Raw genomic sequence first — 26,487 nt, 5'->3', positions numbered from 1 at the left:
ATTACTCCTTCAATTGCTCCAGATCTGGATGCGCTTTCAAGAACGCAAATTGATCATCACCACATGCCGTAACTCGACCAGCAACAACAGGAAGCGTCCCGCCGCCGGGTAGGATCAATGTCCGCGAGGTGAAAACCTTGTCGCGAAAAACACGCGCGGCTCCGATGGACTCAACCGCGTCACCAGTAACGGGAAAACCCAGCGGTGCCGGCTTCAACCCCGGAACCACAATGGCCTCGGCAGAATCGCCATCAGTTCTAGACTTACTCATAAGGCAAACTCCAGATATGAAAAAGCCCGCGCTGGGCGGGCTATATGTGGGTTGAAATTAATGTGTGTGGTGATTGCTGTTCCCACCGGCGTCGATGATCGCACCGGCACTGGTGATGCCTTTCGTGACGTGTAACGCCCCGTCAATCATCACCGCTGCTTTCAGATTGATGTTGCCGGTGGTCACGTTCACAGCGCTGTCCGTCACGACCACCTCGGTACTGGCGACTTTGATGGTCACCGTACCGCTCGGCAGGGTGATGCTGTAGCTCTTGGCCTGCCAGTCGTAAATCAGCGAGCCGCCATCATCAAACCGCCACACTTCCACATGATCCCGGTTATCCGGTGGCGGACCCGCGTTGCCATACAATCCCGGAATGAACGTACCCTGTGACACGTCACCGCTGGCACTGACCAATGTCCCCTGCTCGCCCAGCGACGGAGCCCTCCAATGCCTGGCCTTGCCGGCGGCGATGCTGTGCCAACGCACCCAGGCGCTAGTCCATTCGCCGTCCGAAACCCGACACATCGGCGGGGAGGCAGCCAGATCGACCGCCACCACAAAGCAATCCTTGACCACCCCCGCAAGCATGCGGTCGTGCTGGGCAGCAACATAGCCGCTCACAAGTCCTCCGCTGGAACAAAGTCCTCTTTGACGTCGTTGTTGAAGCCAAACAACAGCATGCCGGGCGGCTGATCGGGCCAAGGCCACTCTTCAGGGCCGAGATACACCTGCTGCGTCCATTCCACCAGCCAAACGGTGTAACCATCCAACACTGGCTGGGTCCAGTCCTGTAGTGCCTGAACGAACTCTGCCGGCTCGACTTCCAGCCCCCAGGTCTGAGCCCGGAGTAGGACCGCAAGTTGGGTAGCCAGCTGCACCGCCTGTTGCTGATGCAGAGGATAGATCGGGTCAACGACGATACGTGCCTCGAACTTACACACCAATGTGGTTTCACCCGTGCCGATATCGATACCGGGCTCGATCTCCGCCAGCTCCAGAAAGACCGCCGGTAAAGCGATGCGATCCTGAATGTCAGGCCAGGCACTTACCGTCTGAACCCCTGGCAGATGGCTCACCAGGTGTTGCTCGACCGCCCGGTAAAGCTGGTCCAGGCTAAAAGGTTCGTCAGCCATTACCCGATCCTCTTCAAGTATTTCTGTAGTTCGAAGTTGAGCTCTTGCTTCAGGATCTCCAGCAAGCGTTCATCCGCCTTTTGCACCCATGTCTCAAAATGCGGACGGGCCTGCTCCAGAGACACCTTGGCCTTGGCTAACGGGAAACGATTGCCATGCTCCGCGACCCATCCAGAACTTGCACCGCGACCAGGTGACACCGTGCTGTCTGGATAATCATCAGCATTGAAGTGCTTGCTCGCAGTACGAATCCAAATGTCTGGCTTGTTGCCGTAGACCTTCTTGAGAAACGCGCCTTGATAGCGCCGCCCCGCAACCGAAACACCGCTGCTAGTTTGCCGCGCCCGGCCAATCCGGCTGGACTCGATGGCATTCAAGCCGAACCACAGCTTGCCGCTCGATGCCCCGCCGGACACTGGGTAGCTGCGCAACCGTTGACGCACTGCCGCGACAGCAATGCGCTCCTGCCTGCTGACTGCACGGGCAATATGTGTGCGCAACCAGCCCAACGTCTTGTTGATCGCGCGTCGGTGGGCCGCAGCAGCTGCCTTGGGCACCAACTTGGCGAAGTCCTGAAACGCCTGGAGATCTGCAGCTGACGACTGGATCGAGATCATCCCGCCGCCGGCCGAGGGTTTGACGTAGCTACCGATGCTCATGGGCGTAACCTCAGGATCAAGGCGACCAGACCGTCGCCGCTCGGCTCCAGCTGCAGCAAGTCGTAATCGCCGCCGCCGTCCAGGGCGGGCAAGTCGACGCTAACCAGTAGCCCGCGTTTCAAACCTTCCGAATCGCTGACGCGGATCTCAAACCGAGGCTCACGCAAGCCGGTGTTGAGCTTGCCGAGCTTCGGCTGCAACCAGGGCGCGGCAAACATACCAAGCACAGGCTCTTCGCGGCCCTCGATCCGTGCGCTATCGCCCAGTGTTTCGAAGACCACTTCGTCGATGTCGTCGATCAGATCGCGGAAGGCCACGATCACATCTCCAGCAGGATCTGCGCGCGAGGCCGCGTGCACAGGTGCAGCGGGTTGGACTGGGCTTCGCCGGCGACCCCCTTGTTGAAAGGCAGCGGCTCGATCTTGCTGTAGTACGGGATGCCTTGGGTGTTGACCGTTTCCATGTAGTCGGCCGGTGCGAAGGACGAGATATACAGATCAGGGACACCCTCGGGGACCAGCAGCGCCTTGTCGTCGTGGACGAACGCAACACCGGCAACCTTGCCGCGATATCGCTCCCAGACGATCCCGCCGAACTCGAAACTTTCACGGGCATCGCCACGCAGAGACGCGGCCTGCATGGTGTTGAGGTAGGTCTCCTTGACCGACTTGTGGACGATCAGCTTGTTCCAGAAGTTCTTGCCGCACAAAGCGCGGGAGCCACTGCTGGTGACGCTACCGAGGGCTTCCTCTTGCATATCCAGCGCTTCACCGCATTTAACCCGCAGCTCGGTATCTGGACTGTTCAAGCCCATCGGCAGCTTCTGGCGATTCACGCCAAAAGACTTATAAATATCCAACAGGACGGTCTTGCCATCGGCGTCCAGCACCTGCCCGTTCAACGCGCCCATGCGCTGAAATTCGTGGGTGGCATCCAGTTGCCGTCGGGCCTTTGCCAGGCGCTTGTTGACCACATCCTGCACGGCCTGCAGTTCGCTGCGGGTACCGAAGGCGCGAATGCCTTGAATCTCATCGGCCTTGATGGTGAAGCGTTCCGGCAGGTGCACGGTATTGAACGGGATCAACTGACGCTTAGTCGCACCGACCACCAGACCAGAAGTACCACGTTCACCCGATGGCACCAGGGCCAGCGTGTCGCCGTCTTTCTCGATCTGCACGGTCAGCGTGCTGATGCCCTCTTCGCGGAACAGGCCAAGGCTGCTGATGCGGCCCGGCAGGTATTCCTGTTCATTGATTGCAGCGGTCAGCGAGGAGACGCTGAATGCATCGTCTTCAAAAATGGCGATATCGGCCATGGGGTACTCTCCAGAAACGAAAAATCCCGCACTCGGCGGGATGGATAAATGAGGTGAGCGTCTTAACGGACGATCACGAAATGGGCGGCCAGGGCCTTTTCGGCGGCGGGGTCGAGGCCGGTCAAATGGACTTCGCTGACTTCGGCCTGACGCACGATGGCGCGGCCGCGACGTACCACATCAGACTGCCCCAGCGGACCGTAGAGGATCGCCATGGCGTTTTCAGAGCCGTCCTCAGCTGTCGGCTGATAGGGTGCAAACTCGCCCGTAGCAGTCACCAGCCCAAGGAGCTGGCCCGGCTCCAACGCCGGCCCGGCGGCGACGTTGATTGCTTCACGTGAAATAGTGCCTGGGCCTTCAGACAGCAGGAACTCGCCTGCGTGCATCGATTCGATTTTCATGCTCTTACTCCTTTCGAGGTTCCGTTCTGTGCCGCCTGCCGGCTTGCCCAGATTGAATTACTGTCGACCTGTTTGGCCTTGATAGTGGGTGCCGGGTCATTGTCCAGCGGCAGACTGTTGTTGATTTCAAAACCGCCGCCGCTGCTGACCAGCTTGTCGAACAGGCGCGCCCTGACAGCTGCTTCATCCAGGCCAGCGGCCAGGAACTCACCGGTCAGTTCCGGCAATCGTGCTGCGACGCACAAGCCGTGCAGCGCTTTCGCCTTTGTCAGCGCCGCAGTGACTACCGCTTCGCTTTCCAGCTTCGTCGAAGCGAGTATCGGGTCCACCAGGTTGCTGATGCCTGCCGCCGCACACCCCTTGGTGACCATCAACGCCAATCCGGCAGCGTCTAATACGGGTACTGGATCCGGAAGGTTTACGGGATCAGCCGGTTCGACTTCGGGCTCTTCGTCCAACTGGGCCAGCAATTCAGCCGGGGCATTCTGGAAGCGCTGCAACACGCTGCCTTGACCGAGACAGGCTTTCACCTTCAGCCCGTCGCCCACTTCATCCGCAAGGCCTAGCGCCACCGCCTCATTGGCGGTCAACCAGGTCTCGGCGTTGACCATGCGCCGCAGCTCGGCCTCATCAATGTCCGGCGCTTTGGACTTGTAGGCCGCAATAATCGCTTCCAGCGTCTGGTCCAGCACGTCGGCGACACGCCGGAAGTCCTCGGCATCACCACCGGTAAAGGTGTAGGGGTTGTGGATCATCAGCATGGCATTGGCCGCGATCACCACCCGGTGAGCGCCGCACACGGCGACACTGGCCGCGCTGGCCGCCAGCGCATCAATGCGCCCGGTACAGCGCTCGCCCAAGCGCGACAGCGCGTTGTGAATCGCCAGTCCGTCGAACAGGTCGCCGCCGATGCTGTTGAACGCCACAACGACCGGGGAAGTACCGTCATCCATGGCCCGTAGGTCCTGAACAAACTGATTAGCGCTGACACCCCAGGTGCCGATCTCGCCGTATACAAACACCTCAATGGTCTGTTGCTCGGCTTCGCCGCTGGCCTGGAAGGTGTACCAACTTTTATCCGCGACTTTTACCTGTTTGCCAGCCTTGTCATAAATGCGCGGGATCGTTTTTTTACTCATGGTTGTTCCTTGTCATCAATCGGCTCGATGGCATCAAGCGTGGTGTAGTTGAGGCCCAGTTCCGTGGACCTGGCGAGGTCGGCCGCGTTTTCCGCGTCGATGGTTTCCGCGTCGTAGCCGTTGCGCAGACACATCTCGCTGCGCGAACCGAAGCCCGCCTGCACTTCCATCCGCCGCGCCTGAACGTCCTGCACCGGCTGAATGTAGGCCCAGCCTTGTGGCACCCAGCGTGTGCGCAGGTATTCGCGCCGACGTTGGGCGTAGTCCTCCAGCACCAGGGCACCGGATAGCACCGCCATGTCCATCCAGGCGGCACGCACCGGGCGACACAGTTGATGCACATACACGCCGAATTGCAGCTGCTCCAGCCGCCGCCTGAACTCGTTGAGCACGACCCGCAGCGCCCGGTCGTTGACCTCGCGCATGTCGCCGGTGAGGATCTCGTACGGCGTGCCCGAACCCGCCGCCGCTGCCATCAACTGCTGCCGCATGAAGTCCGGGTAGTTGTTGCCGGCGTCCGGTGGCTTGGAGAATTCCACCTCCTCACCTGGCCCCAGCTCCTGCATGGTGCCGGGCTCCAGGGCCACCATCGGTGTGAAGCCGTCGCGGTCGGTGGTCAGAGGTTGCCCCGTGACAGGGTCGCGTGGTTGCTGCCCCGTTTCCGGTGCCGGTCGTTTGATGAAACCTGCAAACAGGTTCGCCACCTCCTGGCGGAACAACACCGCGTCATCGTAGTTGTCCAGGCTGCGCAGGCGTTTCAGTACCGGCGCCAGACGCGGCACGCCGCGCAGTTGCCCAGGCTCCATCGGTTCGAAGATGTGCAGCACCTGTGTCGCCGGTACGCGCACCAGCTGGTTGTAACCGACGTTTAACGACGACGAATCGCGTGGGTGCGACAAGTACATCCAGTACGCCACACGCTTGCCGGCCGGATTGAACTCGATCCCGGCGCGGATGACGTTGCCGTTTTTGGCCGTTTCGAACTTGTCATGTGGGACAAACTCAGGTGCCAGCGCCTGCAGTTGTAGCGGCACCGCTAACCCCTCACTGAGGCTGCGCGGCCGCAACCGCACAAAGCACTCACCGGCCGTTTCAACCGTGCGCGCCACCAGGGCCTGCATGCCGTAGAAGTCGGTCAGCTCATCAGCGTCCGCTTCGTCAACCCAGTCCTCCCACAACTGCTGCTGGAGTTTGCGCAGTTCCGCGTCATCCGTGGTCGGCCTGGGCGTGATGCCTGTGCCGATCAGGTTGCTGACGCGCTTGTCGATGACGTTGAAGGCGTACGGGTCATTGCGCACCGCCGCCCGTGAACGCGCCCGCAGGTTACGCAGAGCCGGGGTGTTGATGCTGTTGATGCCGTTGTCGGTGGCTTCCCAACTGGCCGAGCGTCGGCCCTCACCCGCGCCTTCGTAACTGGCCTTGATGTTCGACGGCAGCAAGAATCCATTACGGGTCAGCGTCGGATAGTGTCGTGCCATTAGAGTCCTTTGCCTCCATGCATGAGCCGAACCACGCGAGAGCGCGGCCCGGCGGCTTGACTCAGCGACGTGCGGATCTCGTCACGAGCCTTGAGCAGTTCGTCGATGGAACGGTATTCCACCGTGCGGTCGCTGTAGCGCACGGTCTTTTCACCGCGTGCAATGGCGCGCTCGATGGCTTCGAGGTGCTTCGGGGTAAACGACATATCAGCGTCTCTTCAGGTAACCGCTGGTGGAGCTGCGGCGTTGAGGGGGTGCAGCGTGTCGCGGTTGGGCGACAGGTGCAGCAGGTGGCGGTGCGGGTAGCGACTGACGCGCCGCAACTGGTGCCGGTGTTTCGTCAGCGTCGACGGGCTCGCCCTGCACGGGCTTGACGCCCAACACATCGTCGAACAAACCGGACTGAGCCAGCGCCTGTCTTACCCGCTCCCAGTCGTGTTCCTGGTACCGGTTGATGCCAAGGTAATGCGCCATCGCCAGGCAATACACCATCAGGTCGAGCGCCTCGTTGCGCTCTGCCTTGCCCTTGACCCACTCGATACGCTTGTAGCCTTTGACGTATCGGGCGACCTTGCGCTCAGCAACGCACTGGGCGAAGAACTCGTCCGGCAGGTCGTTGGCAAAGTGCAGCGAACCAGGGCCGTCCTCGAAGGCATAGCGGTTGTAGATCCAGTCCTTCGCGGTGTCGGTACCGACAAACCACAGCTCGGCGCCGCCGCGTTCGGTCTGGCCCTTCCAGGTCACATCAACCATGGACGGCCGCTGAGCAATCACCGGCTTACCGGGCTTGCTCGCGCCCTTGATGGCGAAGATGTTGCGCCAACGCCGCACCCGGCAGAACTGGTAAACCTCGTCGGTGTGGTGACCGCCGGAGTCGACGCCCGTCGCCAGGATCGCCAAGCCCACACCGCATGGATGCCGGTATCGAACCTTGAGCTTTTCGTCCAACACCGCCCAGGTGCGTTCATCAGCTGGGTCGCCCCAGATCACCTGGTGGTCGACCACCCAACGCTCCATGCCGACACCAAAACCCATCACCATCAACTCCAGGCGGTTGGCCTGGACGTCGACGGCGCCGGTCAGCATCAGCACGCCCACCGGCATGCTGCCGAGGGTGTAGGTCTCCAGCCGCGCCCGAGCGACCAGCACTTCTGCCTTGGTTTGCTCTTGCGCGCTGTCCCAGACTTTGGCGAGGCGGGTGTTGTAGAAGACCTGCATCAGGCCCATGTCACCTTTGGCCTGGGCCTTCTTGGCGTCCTCGAACTCCTCGGCAAGGGAGGCCCAGTCCTTCCAACCAATCGGCGAATAGAGCGCGTTCAGGTGGAAACCCACCGTCTTGCCATCGCCGCTGCCATGGGCTCGCCACTCACCACGGGCGAGCATGTCGGTCTTGTGATGCTCCTCGATCAGCACATCACATTCAGGCGCGGCGCACTGGTAGTGAACCGTGCTGTAGTCCTTGCTGTAGAGCAACCGCTCCCACTCCAACACCTGCATATGCCCGCAGGTGGGGCATGGCACGTAGTAGTAACGCTGGTCGCTGGACTCGAACAGGTCCGAGATCCGCGAGGCACCCTTGATCGTCGGCGAGCTGGAGAAGTAGATCTTGGCGTTGCGGCCAAAGTTGGTAGCACGCGTTTCCGCCAGCACGATGGGGTCACCTTCCTGGCCGACGTCGTTCTCCCAACGGTCAACCTCGTCGCCGTAGATGTAGCGTGCCGACAGCTCAGACAAGTTGGCCGCAGAGCCCGCAGTCGTGACGTACAAGGCGCCGCCCTCGAACTCCTTGGTGTCCATGGTGTTGCGGGCATCCCGCGAGCGGCTGGCCGCTACCCGCTTTGCCAGCTCCGGGGTTGCCTTGATCGTTTTGCTGATCCGCCCAGAAACGCGCTTGGACAGGCTCAGGCTGGGTAACAGCGCCAAGATGTTGGACGGTGCCATGTGGATCAGCCCGCCCATCCAATTCAAGGCGATCTGCGTTTTCATCAACTGCGAAGCCACCATGGTGACCACTCGCCGGCAAGGGTGGGCCGGTGACAGGCAACGCATCGGCTCGCGGGCATACGGCGTCCGGTCGGTGCGGTACTGGCCCGGTTCAGGGGCGCCGGTATCACGCGGGATGCGCATGTATTCGTCGGCCCATTCGTCAATCCAGAGGTCTGGGTCGGGTCGCAGCCCACGGAAATACGCCTCACGGTACGCACGGTCCCCGTCAGGAAATTCCGTGGTCATAGGTCAGCTCGTTGTCATTGCTCGTTCAAGGTCGGACGAGGACATGCGCTCAGCCTCTTCCAGTGATTTACGGAGTGTCGCCGTCAGGTGTTTTTCGATGTCCCAGGGGTCGGTCATCACTGCCAACTTGTGGGACAGCTGAGGCAGTAGGCCGAACAACTGGTCCCGCAGATGGCGCCCGGCGTTGTAAGCGCCCAGCTCGACGGCATCCCTGGCGACCAGGGAGCCCTGCGCCTTGTGCAGCTCGATCTCGGCCAACTGCGCCAGGTTGTATTCGCGCATGGCGCGAGCCTTTTGGAAGTCGTGGCCCTTGGCGCCGACAGCATTAGGCTGCTGCGGCGCAGCCGTGTTAGTCGGCTCGGCCAGGGGGACAGTTGACTGTAAACGTCACGCTGAATCCGGTCCTGTTGGTGTCGAGCCGCTACGGCTGTCTTGCTGGGGTCGGCGGTTTCGATGATCAGTGCTTCGGTTGCCAGCACGTCCACCATCTTGCCGTCCGGCGACAGCACCAACCGGTTGTTGCCTTTGAGCCAGGTGATGTAGCTCGGCGTCCTGCCGATGCGAGCCGCGAAAGCACTTTTAGACAGGAACAATGGATCCGTCATAAGCCCTCCTTTTCAACGGCTTTTCAATGGAAACCTTTCAATTTCAATGGATTGAATTTCAGTAAGCTGGCAGCCCTGCCGCTAACGCTTTCCCGCGGGTTTCATGCCCCGTGTCCCTCGAATGCCGCCAGGGTCCCCGGCAACTTTCGGCGCACCATTTTGACGCGCCCCGCTACAGACCACGTATTACGTGGCCTCCAGCGCATCATGCCTGACCGCTGCCCGAGGGCGGCACATCGCACACGCCCAACCGCTTGGCAGCCCAGCGTTCGTACAGCCCGATGGCAACGTCGGCCCCGGCCATCGCGGTGAGGCACCCGATGCTACCCGCTGCCAGGACCGACATGCCCGAAGCGTGCAGCAACATCATGGTTGAAAGCCCGCAGACAACGCAGGCCCCGGATCGAAGCACCAAACGGCGGACCAAGGACCAACCGCTTGCCCCCGCTTTATCGGCTCGCCATGCCTCACCGGAAATTCCTCCGACCAGGGACAGAAGGATCACCATCCAGACCGGCATCTCAATAAGCGCTTGCTGCTCGTTCGTCATTGCCTTACCCCATAAACGCAAAAACCCGGCGCAGTGGCCGGGTTTGGTGTGGTGGTGTGTCCCGCTGCTTGCGGTCGCACCTATCGAAGATGACTACTTTTTACAGGCGGATTCCGGTGGCAGCAAGCCTGTTTTAATGCCACCCGGCCAATATCTGGTCAACGTCCTGGCAATGTCGGTGAATATCTTTTATTCGGCTTCAAGCGCCTCCGGCGCTGTCCTACTGTCCCACTATGCTGAATCGAAGTAGGACAGCTACAGCCCCCTAAATTCGGGGCTCTGCCCTACTGTCCTACCTTTTTTACTTTTCTCTTGTGTATAGAGAGAAAGCTAAAAGCACGCGTGCGCGCCATGAGCGCGACTAAGTGCCCGCTATGCTCATGTGTGCGTGGGGCGTGTGCAGGTTGGACGGTAGGACAGCCCAACAACGGCGCGGCCTGCGCCTGTCCAACTTCGCTATATGGCAGTTGGACAAGGCAGGACAATAGGACAGGGGCACACGGAGTGACGCCGAGGGTCATGCAGCCTTCCCCATCAGCATGTAGTAGATATGCAGGTGGGCTTCGTGCAGCCGCTGGTAGTAGGTGTCGCGACCACAGCCGCAATGGGCATACTTCAAGCGCATGTCGGTGTCATGGTTGCAGTAGTGCTCCCGGACGACAGTCTCCAGTGGCTCGTCCAGATGCTTGTTCACGATCAGCTCTATATCGAGCGATCCCTCCAGCGGCGCGCGAAACGCACGCCGACCGCGAATCAATTGACCGTTGCTCTCCATCATCATCGCGACCATGTTGCCGCCAGCGAGCCCGCCCTTGGTGAATTCACTGTGCAGCTCTTCTGCCCACATACGGAGCCGCGCATCGATCTCTTTAATCAAAGCAAGGCTCCTCCTGTACCGACTGCTGCAATGCAGACGCCCGCCCCCAGCCCGTAGGTTTCTCATAGGCCCATGGCCGCACACCGCTTTTCGGCAACGCGGGCATGCGTTTCTTACGCCAGCCCAACCGGTGCATGATTGCTCCGACCCGCATCTGCTCGGGCTTGCCCCAGTGGCCGAAGTCCAGCTTAAGGGCCTGGGTCAGGATCTCGTTGCCGGTGGCGGTTTCGCCGATCTGCGATTCCTCCAACCAAGTCAGGATTGGCCCCTCCCATTCGTCAACCACGAAACGCTCGTCCTGCGCCTCGGCGAACATCCAAGACTCATCCTTGGTCACCCACCAAATATCGCCAGCCTCGAAGCAGAACAACGCTTCAGCCCATAACTGATCGCGGATCTCGCGCAGTTGCTCCAGATCGACCTTGTTACAGAACACCGGCCAATAGCGACGGTTACCCGTGGCGTCCTTGAGGTATTCCTCTTGGTTGGTGGTACCCACGAAAACACACTGGCGTGGCACGTCATTCGTTCTGCGGCCGTAGCTCTCGCGGTAGGTGTCGGTAGACGCGGAGAAAAACTGCTTCGCCTTGGTACTTTCTGCCTTGTTGAAACTGTCCAGCTCCCCCAGCTCGACAATCCACTTGCCGCGAATGGCCTGAAAGCTGTCCTTGTCGCCGAGGGCAAAAGGCGTATCCATGAACCACTCGCCGCCTAGCACGCCCATGGCCGTGGACTTACCAGCGCCCTGCCCGCCTTCAAGGATCATCACCGAGTCGGCCTTGCAGCCTGGGCGCATGACACGGGCGACCGCCGAGATTAACCAACGCTTGCCGACCTTGGCCGAGTACTCGCTTGCCTGGACGCCCAACACGTCGGTTAGCCAGGTTTCAATGCGGGGCACGCGGTCCCATTCCAGCTTTTCCAAGTACTCCCGCACAGGGTGGAACGAATGGTCATGGGCGACAACACTGACCGCCTCGATGACGTGGGAAGCCTTCACGCGCAGGTTGTACTGTTGCGCGAGCCACTTCATCACCCTCATGTCGTCGATGTCTGCCCAGTCGCCGGCACCGCCACCGTAGGGCGCAGACCGTAGTTTCACTATCTTGGAGCTGAAGACGCTGTAACCGATGACACCCGCCCAGCGCTCGTCGTTACCCAGGATCAGCTCGACGTTTTGCATGTGTGCTATCAGGGAGCCGTTTTCGGTGCGAGCGAGCTGGTCTTTCCAGCCGCCCGCTGCAGGAGGTTTGACGACCGCCAGCACCTGGCGGCGGACGGCCTCCAAGCCCTCGGCAACGTGCAGATCGTTGAAGTCGGTCCACTTGACCTCACGGTCGCCGGAAAACACCGGGGCGACCACCTGGCCGCCGACGATCAGCGCTGCATTGTTCGCCTTCTCTTCGCCAGGATTCCAGGCGTCACCGTTGGGGCGCTTAGTCTTCCAGTCGTCATCGCGGCAAATGATCAGTGGGCAACCAGGGAAGCGCTCGCGCATGGCCTTGCAGACAGGCAGAAGGTTGCCCGCGTCAAAGGCAATCGCCACGGTAAGCGAAGTCGCCATGTGCAGGCTTGCGCCCGTGGCGTAGCCCTCACAGACCAGCACCGGCTCGCCAGGTTCAGGGTGAGGGCCGATCAGGTGGAACGCGCCTTCCTTGGACATGCCGTAGGGCCAATAAGCTTTATCGCGGCCAGTGTCCTCTTGCTTCGCTGGGAAGATCACCTGCAGGCCGACGATCTCGTCACGCACGTTGCACATAGGCACTAAAAATGCGCCGGTACGAGGCGCATAGCGGACCTTGAAGCCAACGATCTGCTTTCGCTCCAGATAGGCACTCCTACCTTTATCCGGCATGCGTTTGAACAGGCCCGCAGCACGGTTGGCCGCGCGGCGTGACGCGTTGGCAGCGGTCTCTGCCGCCTTGCGCTTGGCCTCTTCCTGGCGAGCGCGCATGACTTCACGCTCTTCGGGGCTCATGCGCCCGGCCTTGACTTTGATCTTTTGGCTATCGCCGGAGCGCCAATCACCGAAGCTGCCGAAAATCAGTGTTTCGTTCTTCTCGGTGCGGTGTTCATGGACGACATACCAGCCGTTTTTCTCCTTGCCCTTGTCCTGGCTGGTTTTGCAGCGGGTGAGCTTGCCGAAAACCAATGGTTGAGCTGGCTCAAGGCCATAGTCAGCAAATTGACCCAATACCTCATCGAGCATGTCGGGCCTTCCTGGCTTCGTCGAAGGATTGGCAAGTTACACAGTGGGTGCAGCCAGGGATCGCAATCCGGCGCTCTGTCGGAATCGGTGTGTCGCATTCTTCACAGAACATGAAGGAATGCGCGACCGTGGCGGTTTTGTTTGAGTTTCGTGCAGCGAGTGCACGATCCATGCGCTCCTGCACCAGGTCATTAGCGAAGTCGATATCGTCAGCCACGGTCAGTTCCCCGCGTTGTCTGATTGACGTATTGGGCACGGTTGAGCAGGCCCAACAACCCCTGGATTCCGCGAAACACCTGCAGGCGTATCTCGGCCAGCTCCTGGTCACTCACTACGCCGTCGCCAATGCTTTTGGCCCAGGTGTCTGCCAGATCGGCCACCTGCCGGAAGTAAGAGGCAATCCCCGTTGTCAGTGTCTCGGGCATATCGTTGGTATAGGTGTCGGCCAGTTCCTGCCAAGTCGTGTCACCGACAAGGGCATGCACCGCATCAAGAATGCGGCGGTCCTTAGTTAGTTCGAGAATCTCGCCGAACTCTTGGACGTTTACGGTGTGCGAAGGGTGGGTGGGAGACAGCTTGTGTTGCAAAGTAGTGGCATTACGGCCGGTTGTGGCTGCAATTGCAGCGGCGCCGCCTGGATAATCCCGTGCGGCGTGGTACAGCGCTAATTCGAGCGTCAGGACTTCCCGTTGTGCTCGATCAACGCAACTCAGAGCAATTCGGCTCATGGCATTAATCCTTATAAGTTGCCAGTGCCGCGCGGCGTGCAGTGGTGTTACATTTGCCGCGTGGCTTGAAAGGGCCCAAACGCCGGCAAGATCCTCAAGATCGAAACCGGCACCGTGCCGAGGTGAGCGATCCGTCTCTCACCTCTGGCGCAACAGCTGCCTAATCTGTGGTGGAAAAGGCAGCAACCCAAGACATCCGTGTCTTGGCAGCGCGAGAAAGGGAGGTGGTTTGCATGTGGTGTGCCCTCCTGCCTTCATCGCGACCCGACAGCACTGTGGTGGTGTGTGCCGGGAGGAACTGGGCGGCCCTTGGGTCGCCCTTTTTCTATCTATGCTGCATTTTTTTGTGGGGTCGACGCATGAAGCAACCAAGCCGCATCAAAAGCATTGCCCTTTTGCTCCGCAGCATTCGCCAAAAGCTTGGCGTACTGGGTTTCACCGGTGTAATCGGTTCGCGGCAGGCTCGCTGCCAGACGCCATTTATTCAGCGCTTGATAGCTACGGTCGCAGACCCTGGCAGCTGCGCCGATACCCCCCACCGCTTCAAAAGCGAACGCGATGGCATTTGGAAAGTCTGACGGGTTCAACTTAAAGCCCTCCATTCAACTGTTGGTTGATAGTAAAGGTCAACTGACGGATTAGCAACTTCTATGTGATCATCAACCTATGATTGATAAAGAAAGCTTACGCCACATGTTCGCCGAACGGCTCCACGCCGCCCTGGACTCTAATAATGTCCGTCAGCATGGGCGCGGCGCAGACGTCCGCGAGCATCTCAAAACCAAAGGCGTCATAAAGACACCTCAAGCGGTCAGCAAATGGCTCAACGGTGCAGCTATGCCTGAAGTAGATAGCCTTACAGCACTATCAGACTGGCTAGGGGTTCGTAGAGAGTGGCTTGAGCATGGGGTAATGCCTGTATTCCCCGATGATGCGACACATAGAAGCCTGGGCAGCAACGTAGACAACGTTCCAACCAACAGTGACAAAATGGGCCTGGTACCATTGATTTCATGGGTACAAGCCGGTTCATGGTGCGAAATGGATGCCAGTGTCGAATCATTTGATGCGGAGCTTTGGCTCCCCTGCCCTGTCAATATCAGCAAGTCCGGATATGCATTACGGGTCGTTGGAGACTCGATGACAAACAATGGGCCTGGTAGAAGCTATCCAGCAGGATCAGTCATCTTTGTAGATCCTGAGCTGGCAGTTAATAACGGTGATCGGGTCATAGCGACATTACCAAGCACCAACGAAGCGACTTTCAAAGTCTTGGTACAGGACGCTGGGAAGCACTACCTTAAGCCCATCAACCCGCAGTATCCGATCATGGAATTGACTGAAGACATGCAGATTTGTGGAAAAGTTATTGGGACCTTCACACCCGAGTGACCCCTAGCTTTCTATACAAGAGAAGCAGAAACCAGAAAACATCACCCACCAGTTGTTGACATGATTTAACCAATGGTTGATATTTGCCTCACTCTTCCACCACAGAGCGAGGCAACACCATGCACACCACAGCAACCCTGCACGTCCACCCGGCCGCTGCTAATCCCTCCCGCATCTTTGAAATCCGCCGCCTGGCACAAGACCTCGGCTGCGCTTTCATCGCGTCCAAACCAAAGCTGAAACAGCGCTCCGCACCCGCGCCATTCGATCCGAATGGCGGAGGGCAAGCAGCATGAGCAAGTACAAACTAGACAACCGCACGCTGACACTGCTCAAGGCCCAGGTCAATTTGACCGAGACCTTCAATCATCTTCTGCGTGCCGAAGTTCAGCGTGACGCCCTGGCGTTCCGCCTGAAAGTTGAACGTCGCAAAGTCGATACCCACTTTACTGTTGAACTGGGCAGCGAACGCCACACGCTGACTCTGACCAACAGCAAAAAAATGCACCTCAAGCTTGCGGACTTCATTGAGGAGATTGTTAACGGTCCAACCAGCCCTGGCGATTCAACTCTGCCGCATGCAGACAGGCGCTACGGTGTATTCGAGATCGAACACAAGCAGCGTGTGTTCGACTTGGTGCAAACCGGCGGTGCGCTCAGCCTCGATATGGGTTTCGAGCAACCGATCAACCTGGCTATCCATCGCAACAAAACCCGCACCGGCATCACGACCATCATGAGCATCGGCGTCAGGAAACCTCGCACCAAGTGCTTCACGGTGTGTGGGACTGACGCGGAGATTTACTCCATGGTTGCCGAGTCCATCACCCACCTCGCTGACACGGCGACCCCCGCCGCGCATGCAGCATAGGAGGTCGCAATGGAACGTAGCCTGGAAAAAGCCGCCAAGTACTTTGGCCTCACCCGTCCGGTGTTGATCGCACTCATGCGTGAAAAGGGCTTGCTCAAGGGCAACCTACCGGCCTTCCCCGTCCGTGATCGTGAATACCTGCGGATCAAGAACGGCAACTGGTACCACGAGACCGCCGGCATGCAGTACAGCCAGTCGACCAAGGTCCGGCAAGCCGGCATGCCCTGGCTGGCCGAGCAACTGGGGCTCGAACTGCCAGCCATCCCGGCAGACAACCGTGACGTGGCCTAGGGAGTACGCCCGCCAGATCGTCGCCATGCGCACACGCGAGGAGCGCAACGCCGCGCTCCTCGAAGTGCCTGAGCATCTGCGGGAACTGACCAAACGTCATTGCCTAAATACTTGGAATCATCCCAAACGGAGAATAAACCATGAACAACGACCCGATTGATCAGCACCTTCTTGACCTACTGCGCATCCCAGCCAATCAACGAACACAGTCCGATATCGCCAGGGCAATAAACCGGATTGCTGCTGACGCGCACCTGGACATGGCTCCAGCAGGGCCGATCCAGCAGGAACAAATCAAACTCGCCGCTATCATCAAATTCCTCGCAGAGGAAATGGGCGCCATGCGCTACGTCGTGTCACTCGATATACGCGATCCTGAATTGGGTCAGAGTGAATCTCTCTACGCGTCAATAAAAATCGGCCCCGAGAACAGCCTTTGTGGCTATGGCACCACCGCAGAAGAAGCGCTCAAAGACCTACGCCAGCCCCACTGGGAAAAAGCAGCAGCATGAAGGACATCAACCAGGCACCACTGCGCCTGCTGCCAGCCCCGGAAGCCGCCACCATCGAGTTGCTCTACCGTACCTTCGGCGACGTTCTCATTCCCCTGGACAAGCTGCGCGTGCAGTACTTTCGCAACCTCAACGAGACCACCTTCGCGGCGGACCTCGACTGCGGCCGCATCCCACTGCCCGTGACCACGCTGAAGGACAGCCGCAAGTCACTTAAATATGTCCACATCCGCCATCTGGCCTCTTGGATCGATATTCGAGCCTACAAAGCGGATGAAGAGACGCAGCAGCCACACACAGAATCCACGGAGGCATGACATGTCTCTCCTCGATCATTGCCGACACTGCGATACACCGTTGTCTGCCGACGAAAAGGCCAGCCGACTGTGTGATGAGTGCAGCTACTTTGCCGCCGACTATCAGCGCTACGACGCCCTGCGAGAGGAAGGTTACATGCCGCACCAGGCCAAGCTGATGTGCGGCCTCGCAGATCCACCAGACCCAGACGACGAATAACACACCAATTGGCTGCCACCACCAGCCAGAACTCACTACCAGGAGCACACCACATGACTGCGATTCAAATCCTCGCATTGATCAGCATCATCATCGCCGCCGCGATCCTCTATTGGGTCGGTTATCGAGGGGGCCTGATTGACGGCCGCATCGAAGGTATTGATGAAGGCAAGGCTATTCAGCAATCGGATAACGCCGGTGAGATTCAGGACCTGAAGCTTTTGCTTGATCAGGCCCAGCGCAACCATAAGCAACTGTATTCCCACTATAAGCAGGCACTGGCGGCGTCGAAACTGGGGGAACCAGCGCGTCAAACTCTCCTGGATATCGCCGAGAAACTCCGAATTGCGGCGGAAACATTTAGCGCATTCCGCACCGGCAAAAAACTCGAGCGCGACTCACTTACACTCCGCGACCAAGCTCTTGCCATGGCAGCTTTGCTAGGTCCTGTAGCACCCAAACTGGAAACGACCTTAGAAGGCGACTCAATCGCTGAGCCCCAAGGCCGCTGGGTGATAGTGCGCGAGCCAGTAGAAGCAATGTGCCCCCAAGAAGCCCTCAAAGCAGCGCAATTTTTTAGAGCCGAAGCGGACGCTCATCTCCTTAATCAAAAAGCAGTAGGCGGTGACATATGAGCCGCGCCATTCCCATGCTGCGCCTGACACCAGAAGTCGCGGGCACACTGCAACAGCAACACACCAAGGCCACCAAGGAACTGCGCGCCCTCACCCGCTACAACAAGGAGTTTGATCGGCAGCTGAAAGCCCTGATTGGGTATGACGCCCTTCGCCAATTGCACAAGGCAACCGACAACGCCCTGCTGCTGGCCGATCTCGTCAAGGAGGCAGCATGAACTGGATCCTTACTCACTCAGGCAAACACTTTGACCTGCTTGAACCCGACGCCGACGTGATCGATCCACGGGACATCTCGCACGCGCTGGCACACCTTTGCCGCTTCAACGGCCACACCCGCGAGTTCTACAGCGTGGCACAACACAGCTGCATCGTCGCCGAGCTGGTGCCGGAAGAACACAAACTCGCGGCCTTGCTTCATGACGCACCCGAGGCGTACCTGGGCGACATGACGCGGCCACTCAAGCAATGGATCAGTGCCTATGAACACTTTGAGGACTGTATCTGGTGGCGCGTCTGTGATCGGTTCGACATAGCACCAGAACTCCCCACCAGCGTTCACAAAGCCGACCTGATAGCGCTCGCTACCGAACGCCGCGACCTCATGCCACCCGATCCGGCTATCTGGGATTGCTTGATCGGCATCGAACCCATGATTGAAACCATCCGTCCTTGGCCACCCGCAGAAGCACGCAACACTTACCACCAGCGGCTGATGGACCAACTCGCTATCGAACATCGGAGGAAAGCGGCATGAAGAACCAACAGAACAGCACCAGCGCCCTGTCCGCTTTGCTCCGCGCTGCAGATAGTGTCGACACGCCAGAAACAAACAGTCTCTGCTGCGCAGCAGCAGGCATTATTGCTCCTCCCAGCGCCACTGCCGAGGCACTTATACCCCACGAAAAGCTGCGCGGGGCAGCGCTCAGTGATGCAACGCTAACCGCTTCAGTACGCCCGCTCGCGCAGCCTGCCTTGGGGTATACGCACGCCTCGAACGCTGCCGAGCAGGGTTGCCCAACCTGCAGCGATTGGCCCATGGGGTTCTGCGATCAATGTATTGCCACCGGGAGGACTTGGTGATGCTTAAACGCACCCTCACCCACTTCCACCTCTGCTGTGGCCTGGGCAGCGGCGCCGCTGGCTTCAGCGACTCCAAGCCAGTCCTCGGCACCGTGCAGGCAGAATGGCGTTGCCTTGGCGGGGTCGACGTCGACCCCGCCGGATTGCGCGACTTCCAAATGATGACAGGTGTTCCTGGCACGCTGATGGACCTGTTCACAAGAGAACAGTACACAGCGTTCCACGGCCAGCAGCCCCCAGCCGGTTGGATCGAGGCCACCGCCGAGGATCTGCGCCGCGCCGCCGGCAACGAAGACCCGGACGCGGTGTTCATCAGCAGCCCCTGCAAGGGCGCATCGGGCCTGCTTTCCGAGACAATGAGCCAAACTCCCAAATACCGGGCGCTCAACGAGCTGACGTTGCGGTGTGTGTGGCTGATGTGCGAAGCCTGGAAGCACAAACCGGTGAAGTTGATCGTGTTCGAAAACGTGCCGCGCCTAGCAACCCGTGGCCGCTACCTGCTGGATCAGATCACCAAGCTGCTCCGCCATTACGGCTATGCGGTGGCGGAAACCACCCACGACTGTGGCGAAATTGGCGGGCTGGCACAGAGCCGCAAGCGTTTCTTGCTGGTGGCCAGGCACGTCGAGCAGGTCCCGGCGTTCTTGTATGAACCTGAAAAGCGGAGCCTGCGCGCTGTCGGTGATGTGCTGAGCCGCATGCCGCTGGCCGGCGATATCGAGCAGGCGGGGCCGATGCACCGGGTGCCGGCATTGCAGTGGAAAACTTGGGTACGCCTGGCTCTTGTTGAGGCAGGCAAGGATTGGCGCAGCCTGAGTCGGTTTGCGATTGAGGACGGTCATCTTCGTGACTTCGTGATAGTGCCGGAATACCACAACGGCGTGCTCGGGGTTGTCGATTGGGACGATACAGCCGGAGTGGTTGCAGGTGCGAGCCGGCCCATGAACGGCAAGTTTTCGGTGGCAGATCCGCGCCCGACCAGCAAATTTGAATACACCCAGTACGGCGTGCTGCCCTACAACCGCCACTGTGGTGTGGTGACCGGTCAGCGCAGCCCAGGGCAAGGGACGTTTAGCGTTGCAGACCCGCGCATGAGCGGCGAGCGTCACAACAACGTATTCCGGGTCGTTCGCAACGACCAAGCCGCCGGCACTGTCACCGCAGGGCACGGCCCCAGCTCCGGCGGGCAGGCGGTTGCAGATCCTCGGCAACCGTCCAAGGGCTTTGGCAAGTACCTGGTGACCGACTACAGCAAGCCGGCCGGCACCGTCATCGCAGGCAGCACCACCGGGCAAGGCGCTTTCGCCGTGGCAGATCCTGCTTATAAAAATTGGCACCCGAACGCCAGCACCCAAAAGCTGCGGATCACGCCCTGGTGCGAGAGCGCCAAGACCGTAACCGGCTCACAACAGGTTGCCAGCGGAGCTCTATCGATCGCAGATCCGCGCCCAGGCATGTCGCGCTCCAAGGGCGATGCTTATCTGACCGGCGGGCACTATGGAGTGGTCGACTACAACACGCCGGCCGGCGCAGTGTCCGCCAGCGCCTGTCACGACAACGGCCGGTGGTCGGTTGCCGATCAGCGCATGCCAGCGCCCAATGACCGGCTGACCTGCATGATCACCAGCCTGGACGGCACCTGGCACCGCCCGTTCACCACCCTGGAGCTTGCCGCGCTTCAATCGCTTTTTGATCCAGATGAGTACTGGTCAACCGATCCTCAGACCGCCCATGAAATCGAGCGGATGCAGCGAGTTCGCAAAATTGAACAGGCAGGTGTATTCCGGCTGGACGGTATCAATGACGGCAGCCACCGGGAGCGGATTGGCAACGCAGTACCGCGCGCTGCAGCCCGAGCGATGGCCGATGTGTTCGGCATGACCCTGCTGCTTTCTGAGGCTGGGGAGACGTTCATGCTTAGCAACGTGTCGATTTGGGTCAAGCCCGTGGCAATTGCCCTGAGCATGGCACAGCAAGGAGAAATGCAATGAAACCATCATGCTCAGACAATCAAGATCTCTGGACAACTGATTCATTCGAAGACTCTGTGGCTGCGGCTCTGATCACATGCTTTGAAACTAGAATCAAAAAAAACAAAGGCGCCGGCCCCAACACTCTCAACCTGGAGCGGATGAATTTAATTAGAGGAATCGGCCCTTACGTTCCGAGCAAAGATAGATTCATCATAGCGCCCAGCTCAACTAATGCTGGGGATTGGGAATTTGACATTATCAATGACCCTTTACCCACCGTCGGATGTGTAGGCTTTACAAAAACGGTACAAGTGCCGAGCGATGAGTACGGAGGTTTTTTTCAAACGACATACGTTCGACAAGCCAACACCTTACCAAAGACCTGGCACAGACGTTCGGGCGGACAACTGTACGAAATAATAATTGCCGCATCTGAAAACCACTTTGTTGAAGGTGAACGCTCGTTTTTTTGTGTAACTAAAGAAGGCAAAGTAGTTGCGTGCGAACAACGCTTCGACGTAGCTGGCCGGTACAAAACCAGCCAATATCTAACGACGCCGGAAAAAGAACTGAAAGGGCGGGAAGCTATGGCTTCAATCGCCTTGCAATTCATAGCTGATAGTCGCTACTGCTGGACGATTGAAGCACGCGAGTCCAATTGCTTAGCTCGATTGGGATCTATGCCTGAGCAAATCAAGTCCCTGCTTTACGCAAGATCTATACCGCTTACAGCTACCGGCAGGAAGCGCCCTATTCTACATCTGGTCGCCGCGCATCAGCGCCGTTTAAAAAACGGCATTGACATAGATATAACTGGATTCCTAAGAGGCATTCAAACGGTTGAAATAGAGGGAACTTGTTTTACAGTCAAGCCAGCCAGAGTCCTGCTACCGGAGTTATCAGCGAACAGTAAGAACAAATACGCAATGAGCGGTGAATGAAATGAATAACGAACTTTCAGCCTTGCTCTTAACGTCCATGAGCTCACTGCAAACCAGCAACTCAGTCGGCGCACCATTTAACATGCTGGAGGATTTAGCATGAGCTTCCCTAGATGGGTAATGATCAACCGCGCCTCGGAGCTTACTGGCTACAGTGAAGACGCTATTCGCCACAAAGTAAAAAACGGCACTTGGGCCCAAGGCCGTATTTGGCGAAAGACCCCAGACGGCCGTATAGCAATCAATATGACGGAGTATGACAAGTGGGCCGAGAGCGCACCCCAGGAAGCGGCCTAGAGACCGAGCTAGCAAAGCACAAAGGGATTGAGATACACGGCGGCAACCTGCGCGTCGTGTTCATGTGGCGGCGTATACGCTGCCGCGAATCCCTTGGTCTTCCGATCACCAAAGCCAACATCAAACACGCCGCCCTATTAAGGGCGGCGATTCTTCATGAGATAAAAACCGGTCACTTTGACTATGGCCGGCACTTTCCCAACTCGAAGCACGCGACCAACTACAGCAGTGCCAAGGACGAAAAGCTTGGGGCTCTACTGGAGCGATACAAACCGCTTAAGGCTGTCGACATCACGCCAATGACCGAGGAGAAATACGGCTACGCCCTGGACATCTGCACTGCCTTGGTCGGATTTGATCGTCTCGCCGGCGTTTTGCTGCCCGAAGACATCCAGTTACTGAGGACGTTGTTGATTGCTGATCGAGCGCCGTCAACTGTCAATCACTACCTAGCGACGTTCGCCGGTTTCTTGGGCTGGTGCGAGACCAATGGATACTGCCGCAAGGGATTATCTGAAGCGTGCAATCGGTTCGCAATGCAAGGCCAGGAGCCGGATCCGCTTACTCGTGATGAATTCCAGCTGCTCATCGATAAAGGATGCATCCACCCTCAGGACTCGGCGGCGATTACCTTAGCCGTGTATACCGGGCTTAGACCAGGTGAGTTATGTGCGCTGGCTGTTGAAGACATCGACTTGGGCGCAGGACAGATCAACATCACCCGCGCCATTACCGCCAACGGCACGTTCAAAGTACCGAAAACGGGAAAGCCGCGCTCAATATTATTGATGCCACCAGCGGTCGAAGCCTGCAGGGTATTGATGTCGCTCGTTACCAATCACCCTGCACGCTCCATTGAGGTGTTCCTGAACAGGCACGAGAGCCGGAAAGAGAGCGTCACTCCCCTACTGTCCCCTTCCACACAGGCACGCAAGAAAATCATTAATTTCTGGTATGTCCCCACCGCATGGAATACCAAGTGGGCAGCAATCCAGAAGCGATCCGGCATACGTCCGCGCCGTCCTTATCAGACTCGCCACACCTACGCCTGCTGGTGCCTGACTGCTCGTGGTAACCTTGCGTTCATCGCAAAGCAGATGGGCCACAAGGACTTCACCATGTTGGTTGAGGTATACGCCAAGTGGATGGATGACGAGTCACCGACCGAGTTGCAACGCATCTGGGCAGGCATCCAAAAGCAAGGCAAATAGCCCCATTTTTGCCCCACACTTTTTGAAGATTGCAGCTAACCCACTGATGAATAAGCAAATTTCTGATCTATCCTCCCACACCCCAATGATGCAGCAGTACTGGCGACTGAAGAACCAGCACCCTGATCAGTTGATGTTCTATCGCATGGGCGACTTCTACGAGATCTTCTATGAGGATGCGAAGAAGGCCGCCAAGTTGCTGGACATCACCCTGACCGCGCGCGGGCAGTCGGCGGGGCAGTCGATTCCGATGTGTGGGATTCCTTACCATTCGTTGGAAGGTTATCTGGTCAAGCTGGTGAAGCTGGGCGAGTCGGTGGTGATCTGTGAGCAGATCGGCGATCCGGCGACCAGCAAGGGGCCGGTGGAACGCCAGGTGGTGCGCATTATTACGCCGGGGACGGTCAGCGATGAGGCGCTGCTGGATGAGCGGCGCGATAACTTGATCGCCGCTGTCCTGGGTGATGAGCGCTTGTTCGGCCTGTCGGTACTGGATATCACCAGCGGCAATTTCAGTGTGCTGGAGATCAAGGGCTGGGAGAACCTGCTGGCGGAATTGGAGCGTATCAATCCGGTGGAGTTGTTGATCCCGGACGATTGGCCCAAGGACCTGCCGGCGGAGAAGCGGCGTGGGACCAAGCGGCGCGCACCGTGGGATTTCGAGCGGGATTCAGCGCTCAAAAGCCTGTGCCAGCAATTTTCCGTGCAGGACCTCAAAGGCTTCGGTTGCGAAACCCTGACCCTGGCCATCGGCGCCGCCGGCTGCCTGCTCAGCTACGCCAAGGAAACCCAACGCACTGCCCTGCCGCACTTGCGCAGCCTGCGCCATGAGCGTCTGGACGATACCGTGGTACTGGATGGCGCCAGCCGTCGCAACCTGGAACTGGACACCAACCTGGCGGGCGGGCGTGACAATACGCTGCAATCGGTGGTCGACCGCTGCCAGACCGCCATGGGCAGCCGCTTGCTGACCCGCTGGCTGAACCGTCCGCTGCGGGATTTGAGCGTGCTGCAAGCGCGTCAGTCTTCCATTACCTGCCTGCTCGACGGCTATCGCTTTGAAAAGCTGCAGCCGCAACTCAAAGAAATTGGCGATATAGAGCGCATTCTGGCGCGAATCGGCCTGCGCAACGCGCGTCCGCGTGACCTGGCGCGCCTGCGCGATGCCCTCGGTGCCCTGCCGCAATTGCAAGCGGCGATGACCGAGCTGGACACTGCGCACCTGCAACAGTTGGCCGTCACCGCCGGCACTTATCCGGATCTCGCAGCCCTGCTGGAAAAGGCCATTATCGACAACCCGCCGGCGATCATCCGTGATGGTGGCGTTCTGAAGACGGGTTACGACAGTGAGCTGGATGAGCTGCAATCGCTGAGCGAAAACGCCGGGCAGTTCCTGATTGACCTGGAAGCGCGCGAAAAAGCCCGCACCGGGCTGGCCAACCTGAAAGTTGGTTACAACCGTGTGCACGGCTATTTCATCGAGTTGCCGAGCAAGCAGGCCGAGTCGGCGCCTATCGATTATCAACGTCGTCAGACCCTCAAGGGTGCCGAGCGGTTTATCACCCCTGAGCTTAAAGCCTTCGAAGACAAGGCACTGTCGGCCAAGAGCCGCGCCCTGGCGCGGGAAAAAATGCTCTATGAAGCCTTGCTCGAAGACTTGATCGGCCGCCTGGCGCCGCTGCAAGACACCGCAGCTGCCCTGGCGGAGCTGGATGTGCTGAGCAACCTTGCGGAGCGTGCGCTGAACCTGGATTTGAACTGCCCGCGGTTTGTCAGCGAACCGTGCATGCGTATCGTGCAGGGGCGCCACCCGGTGGTGGAGCAGGTGTTGACCACGCCGTTCGTCGCCAACGACCTGTCGCTGGACGACGACACACGCATGCTGGTGATCACCGGCCCGAACATGGGTGGTAAATCCACCTACATGCGCCAGACCGCATTGATCGTGCTGCTGGCCCACATCGGCAGCTTCGTGCCGGCGGCCAGTTGCGAGCTGTCCCTGGTGGACCGGATTTTCACCCGGATCGGTTCCAGTGATGACCTGGCCGGTGGGCGCTCGACGTTCATGGTGGAAATGAGCGAAACCGCCAACATTCTGCATAACGCCACAGAGCGTAGCCTGGTGCTGATGGACGAAGTCGGGCGCGGCACCAGCACGTTCGACGGCCTGTCGCTGGCATGGGCCGCGGCTGAACGTCTGGCTCACCTGCGCGCGTACACATTATTTGCTACCCACTACTTCGAACTGACCGTGTTACCGGAAAGCGAGCCGCTGGTAGCCAACGTGCACCTCAATGCCACCGAGCACAACGAGCGCATCGTGTTCCTGCACCATGTGCTGCCGGGCCCGGCGAGCCAGAGTTATGGCTTGGCGGTCGCACAATTGGCCGGTGTGCCAAATGATGTGATCACCCGCGCCCGCGAGCACCTCAGCCGCCTTGAAACCACGGCCCTGCCCCATGAAACGGTCGTCGCCAGCCCAGCCAAGGCCAGCAAGAAATCCGCCGTGCCGCACCAGAGCGATATGTTCGCCAGCCTGCCCCATCCGGTACTCGATGAGTTGGCTAAGCTCGACGTGGATGACTTGACCCCACGCAAAGCGCTCGAAATGTTATATGCACTGAAGACTCGGATATAACGCTGACGCTTGCAAGCTGGTAGACTCTCGCGCGGTTTGGGATGCTGCGGGCTATGAGCCTGGCCTGCAGACTATCGCTCCCGAACCTCGCGAGCCCTGCCACACAGGGTTTCGCTGCCGCCGCCTGAGGAGAAAATTAGAAATGACCTTCGTCGTCACCGACAACTGCATCAAGTGCAAGTACACCGACTGCGTAGAAGTGTGTCCGGTGGACTGCTTCTACGAAGGCCCGAATTTCCTGGTCATCCACCCGGACGAGTGCATTGACTGCGCCCTGTGTGAACCAGAATGCCCGGCCGTTGCGATTTTCTCCGAGGACGAAGTCCCGGCAGAGATGCAGGAATTTATTCAGTTGAACGTCGAGCTGGCAGAGATTTGGCCGAACATCACTGAACGCAAAGATCCGATGCCCGATGCAGCGGAGTGGGACGGCAAAAAAGGTAAGATTGCACAGCTCGAACGCTGATAGCGTCACCGCCCCAAAAGGCCCCTTGCGGGCCTTTTTGCGTTTCTACGTAGCCGGTTTC

The 26,487-nt window shown here is 58.9% G+C and carries 31 protein-coding genes and 2 pseudogenes; 15 read left to right on the top strand and 18 right to left on the bottom strand.

What is annotated here, in order from left to right; all coding sequences use genetic code 11:
* Position 1: 1 nt before the first annotated feature.
* The 18 genes and pseudogenes from C4J93_RS05965 to C4J93_RS05880 all read right to left on the bottom strand — a co-directional run bounded on the left by C4J93_RS05965 (position 2) and on the right by C4J93_RS05880 (position 14,187).
* Positions 2-271, bottom strand: coding sequence for a hypothetical protein (locus tag C4J93_RS05965; RefSeq protein ID WP_124428837.1), 270 nt, complete (start codon positions 269-271; stop codon positions 2-4).
* 57 nt (positions 272-328) lie between these two features.
* A complete protein-coding gene (locus tag C4J93_RS05960) occupies positions 329-862 on the bottom strand; it encodes a phage baseplate assembly protein V (RefSeq protein ID WP_056783628.1) in 534 nt (177 codons plus the stop codon).
* 29 nt (positions 863-891) lie between these two features.
* Positions 892-1,407 (bottom strand): hypothetical protein, encoded by a 516-nt coding sequence (locus C4J93_RS05955; RefSeq protein WP_078820565.1) that lies wholly within the window; start codon positions 1,405-1,407, stop codon positions 892-894.
* Positions 1,407-2,066 carry a hypothetical protein gene (locus tag C4J93_RS05950; protein ID WP_124428836.1) on the bottom strand — a complete coding sequence of 220 codons (660 nt, stop codon included), beginning with the start codon at positions 2,064-2,066 and terminating at the stop codon, positions 1,407-1,409. The genes C4J93_RS05955 and C4J93_RS05950 overlap by 1 nt, the downstream gene beginning before the upstream one ends.
* Positions 2,063-2,383, bottom strand: a complete 321-nt coding sequence (locus C4J93_RS05945; protein WP_124369982.1) for a hypothetical protein — start codon at positions 2,381-2,383, stop codon at positions 2,063-2,065. The genes C4J93_RS05950 and C4J93_RS05945 overlap by 4 nt, the downstream gene beginning before the upstream one ends.
* 2 nt (positions 2,384-2,385) lie before the next feature.
* The gene (locus tag C4J93_RS05940; RefSeq protein WP_124428835.1) at positions 2,386-3,381 is read right to left on the bottom strand and encodes a major capsid protein; all 996 of its coding nucleotides are present in this window, start codon (positions 3,379-3,381) and stop codon (positions 2,386-2,388) included.
* A 62-nt stretch (positions 3,382-3,443) separates the two neighbouring features.
* Positions 3,444-3,782, bottom strand: a complete 339-nt coding sequence (locus C4J93_RS05935; RefSeq protein WP_124428834.1) for a head decoration protein — start codon at positions 3,780-3,782, stop codon at positions 3,444-3,446.
* Positions 3,779-4,921 carry a head maturation protease, ClpP-related gene (locus tag C4J93_RS05930; RefSeq protein WP_124428833.1) on the bottom strand — a complete coding sequence of 381 codons (1,143 nt, stop codon included), beginning with the start codon at positions 4,919-4,921 and terminating at the stop codon, positions 3,779-3,781. Before C4J93_RS05930 ends, C4J93_RS05935 begins: the two co-directional genes overlap by 4 nt.
* The gene (locus tag C4J93_RS05925; RefSeq protein WP_124428832.1) at positions 4,918-6,399 is read right to left on the bottom strand and encodes a phage portal protein; all 1,482 of its coding nucleotides are present in this window, start codon (positions 6,397-6,399) and stop codon (positions 4,918-4,920) included. Before C4J93_RS05925 ends, C4J93_RS05930 begins: the two co-directional genes overlap by 4 nt.
* Complete coding sequence (locus C4J93_RS05920) at positions 6,399-6,605, bottom strand: phage head-tail joining protein (protein ID WP_059397074.1); 207 nt, start codon at positions 6,603-6,605, stop codon at positions 6,399-6,401. The genes C4J93_RS05925 and C4J93_RS05920 overlap by 1 nt, the downstream gene beginning before the upstream one ends.
* A gap of 1 nt (position 6,606) precedes the next feature.
* Positions 6,607-8,631 carry a phage terminase large subunit family protein gene (locus tag C4J93_RS05915; protein ID WP_124428831.1) on the bottom strand — a complete coding sequence of 675 codons (2,025 nt, stop codon included), beginning with the start codon at positions 8,629-8,631 and terminating at the stop codon, positions 6,607-6,609.
* Between the two features lie 3 nt (positions 8,632-8,634).
* Positions 8,635-9,236 (bottom strand): annotated as a pseudogene (locus C4J93_RS05910) (terminase small subunit).
* A 205-nt stretch (positions 9,237-9,441) separates the two neighbouring features.
* Positions 9,442-9,786 carry a phage holin family protein gene (locus tag C4J93_RS05905; RefSeq protein ID WP_124428830.1) on the bottom strand — a complete coding sequence of 115 codons (345 nt, stop codon included), beginning with the start codon at positions 9,784-9,786 and terminating at the stop codon, positions 9,442-9,444.
* Positions 9,787-10,303: 517 nt separating this feature from the next.
* The gene (locus C4J93_RS05900) at positions 10,304-10,663 is read right to left on the bottom strand and encodes a hypothetical protein (protein WP_124428829.1); all 360 of its coding nucleotides are present in this window, start codon (positions 10,661-10,663) and stop codon (positions 10,304-10,306) included.
* Positions 10,656-12,872: a VapE domain-containing protein gene (locus C4J93_RS05895; protein WP_124428828.1), complete on the bottom strand. Its 2,217-nt coding sequence runs from the start codon at positions 12,870-12,872 to the stop codon at positions 10,656-10,658. The genes C4J93_RS05900 and C4J93_RS05895 overlap by 8 nt, the downstream gene beginning before the upstream one ends.
* Positions 12,862-13,044: a TraR/DksA C4-type zinc finger protein gene (locus tag C4J93_RS05890; RefSeq protein WP_372238169.1), complete on the bottom strand. Its 183-nt coding sequence runs from the start codon at positions 13,042-13,044 to the stop codon at positions 12,862-12,864. The genes C4J93_RS05895 and C4J93_RS05890 overlap by 11 nt, the downstream gene beginning before the upstream one ends.
* Positions 13,045-13,081: 37 nt before the next feature.
* Entirely contained in the window at positions 13,082-13,600 is a 519-nt protein-coding gene (locus C4J93_RS05885; protein WP_164485233.1) for a phage regulatory CII family protein, read from the bottom strand.
* Between the two features lie 329 nt (positions 13,601-13,929).
* Positions 13,930-14,187, bottom strand: a complete 258-nt coding sequence (locus C4J93_RS05880; RefSeq protein WP_256660151.1) for a hypothetical protein — start codon at positions 14,185-14,187, stop codon at positions 13,930-13,932.
* Between the two features lie 79 nt (positions 14,188-14,266).
* On the opposite strand from C4J93_RS05880, the gene C4J93_RS05875 reads away from it, so the two are divergent.
* The 15 genes and pseudogenes from C4J93_RS05875 (at position 14,267) to fdxA (ending at position 26,426) form a co-directional block, all read left to right on the top strand.
* Entirely contained in the window at positions 14,267-14,992 is a 726-nt protein-coding gene (locus C4J93_RS05875; protein ID WP_124428824.1) for a LexA family transcriptional regulator, read from the top strand.
* A 119-nt stretch (positions 14,993-15,111) separates the two neighbouring features.
* Entirely contained in the window at positions 15,112-15,288 is a 177-nt protein-coding gene (locus C4J93_RS27075; protein WP_164485232.1) for a hypothetical protein, read from the top strand.
* Positions 15,285-15,863 (top strand): hypothetical protein, encoded by a 579-nt coding sequence (locus C4J93_RS05870; protein WP_124428823.1) that lies wholly within the window; start codon positions 15,285-15,287, stop codon positions 15,861-15,863. The genes C4J93_RS27075 and C4J93_RS05870 overlap by 4 nt, the downstream gene beginning before the upstream one ends.
* 9 nt (positions 15,864-15,872) lie before the next feature.
* Positions 15,873-16,154: a DNA-binding protein gene (locus C4J93_RS05865; RefSeq protein ID WP_124428822.1), complete on the top strand. Its 282-nt coding sequence runs from the start codon at positions 15,873-15,875 to the stop codon at positions 16,152-16,154.
* A gap of 140 nt (positions 16,155-16,294) precedes the next feature.
* Positions 16,295-16,666, top strand: coding sequence for a hypothetical protein (locus C4J93_RS05860; protein WP_124428821.1), 372 nt, complete (start codon positions 16,295-16,297; stop codon positions 16,664-16,666).
* On the top strand, positions 16,663-16,983 hold the full coding sequence (locus C4J93_RS05855; RefSeq protein ID WP_124428820.1) for a pyocin activator PrtN family protein: 321 nt from the start codon (positions 16,663-16,665) through the stop codon (positions 16,981-16,983). Before C4J93_RS05860 ends, C4J93_RS05855 begins: the two co-directional genes overlap by 4 nt.
* A gap of 1 nt (position 16,984) precedes the next feature.
* Positions 16,985-17,182, top strand: coding sequence for a hypothetical protein (locus C4J93_RS05850; RefSeq protein ID WP_124428819.1), 198 nt, complete (start codon positions 16,985-16,987; stop codon positions 17,180-17,182).
* A 53-nt stretch (positions 17,183-17,235) separates the two neighbouring features.
* Positions 17,236-17,637 (top strand): annotated as a pseudogene (locus C4J93_RS05845) (hypothetical protein); the annotation flags it as partial.
* 176 nt (positions 17,638-17,813) lie between these two features.
* The gene (locus C4J93_RS05840; RefSeq protein WP_124428818.1) at positions 17,814-18,035 is read left to right on the top strand and encodes a hypothetical protein; all 222 of its coding nucleotides are present in this window, start codon (positions 17,814-17,816) and stop codon (positions 18,033-18,035) included.
* Positions 18,032-18,574 carry a phosphohydrolase gene (locus C4J93_RS05835; RefSeq protein ID WP_124428817.1) on the top strand — a complete coding sequence of 181 codons (543 nt, stop codon included), beginning with the start codon at positions 18,032-18,034 and terminating at the stop codon, positions 18,572-18,574. The genes C4J93_RS05840 and C4J93_RS05835 overlap by 4 nt, the downstream gene beginning before the upstream one ends.
* Positions 18,575-18,899: 325 nt before the next feature.
* Positions 18,900-20,891, top strand: a complete 1,992-nt coding sequence (locus C4J93_RS05825) for a DNA cytosine methyltransferase (protein WP_124428816.1) — start codon at positions 18,900-18,902, stop codon at positions 20,889-20,891.
* The gene (locus C4J93_RS05820; RefSeq protein WP_124428815.1) at positions 20,888-21,814 is read left to right on the top strand and encodes a hypothetical protein; all 927 of its coding nucleotides are present in this window, start codon (positions 20,888-20,890) and stop codon (positions 21,812-21,814) included. The genes C4J93_RS05825 and C4J93_RS05820 overlap by 4 nt, the downstream gene beginning before the upstream one ends.
* 263 nt (positions 21,815-22,077) lie before the next feature.
* Positions 22,078-23,322 carry a site-specific integrase gene (locus tag C4J93_RS05810; RefSeq protein WP_124428814.1) on the top strand — a complete coding sequence of 415 codons (1,245 nt, stop codon included), beginning with the start codon at positions 22,078-22,080 and terminating at the stop codon, positions 23,320-23,322.
* Between the two features lie 58 nt (positions 23,323-23,380).
* Positions 23,381-25,960 carry a DNA mismatch repair protein MutS gene (gene mutS / locus C4J93_RS05805; RefSeq protein WP_164485284.1) on the top strand — a complete coding sequence of 860 codons (2,580 nt, stop codon included), beginning with the start codon at positions 23,381-23,383 and terminating at the stop codon, positions 25,958-25,960.
* A gap of 142 nt (positions 25,961-26,102) precedes the next feature.
* On the top strand, positions 26,103-26,426 hold the full coding sequence (gene fdxA, locus C4J93_RS05800) for a ferredoxin FdxA (RefSeq protein WP_124361524.1): 324 nt from the start codon (positions 26,103-26,105) through the stop codon (positions 26,424-26,426).
* Positions 26,427-26,487: the final 61 nt, after the last annotated feature.

The organism is Pseudomonas sp. R2-37-08W, from assembly GCF_003851705.1.
Lineage (GTDB): Bacteria > Pseudomonadota > Gammaproteobacteria > Pseudomonadales > Pseudomonadaceae > Aquipseudomonas.
The sequence above is the reverse complement of the archived record's forward strand: the minus strand, read 5'-3'. Positions and strand labels throughout refer to the sequence as shown.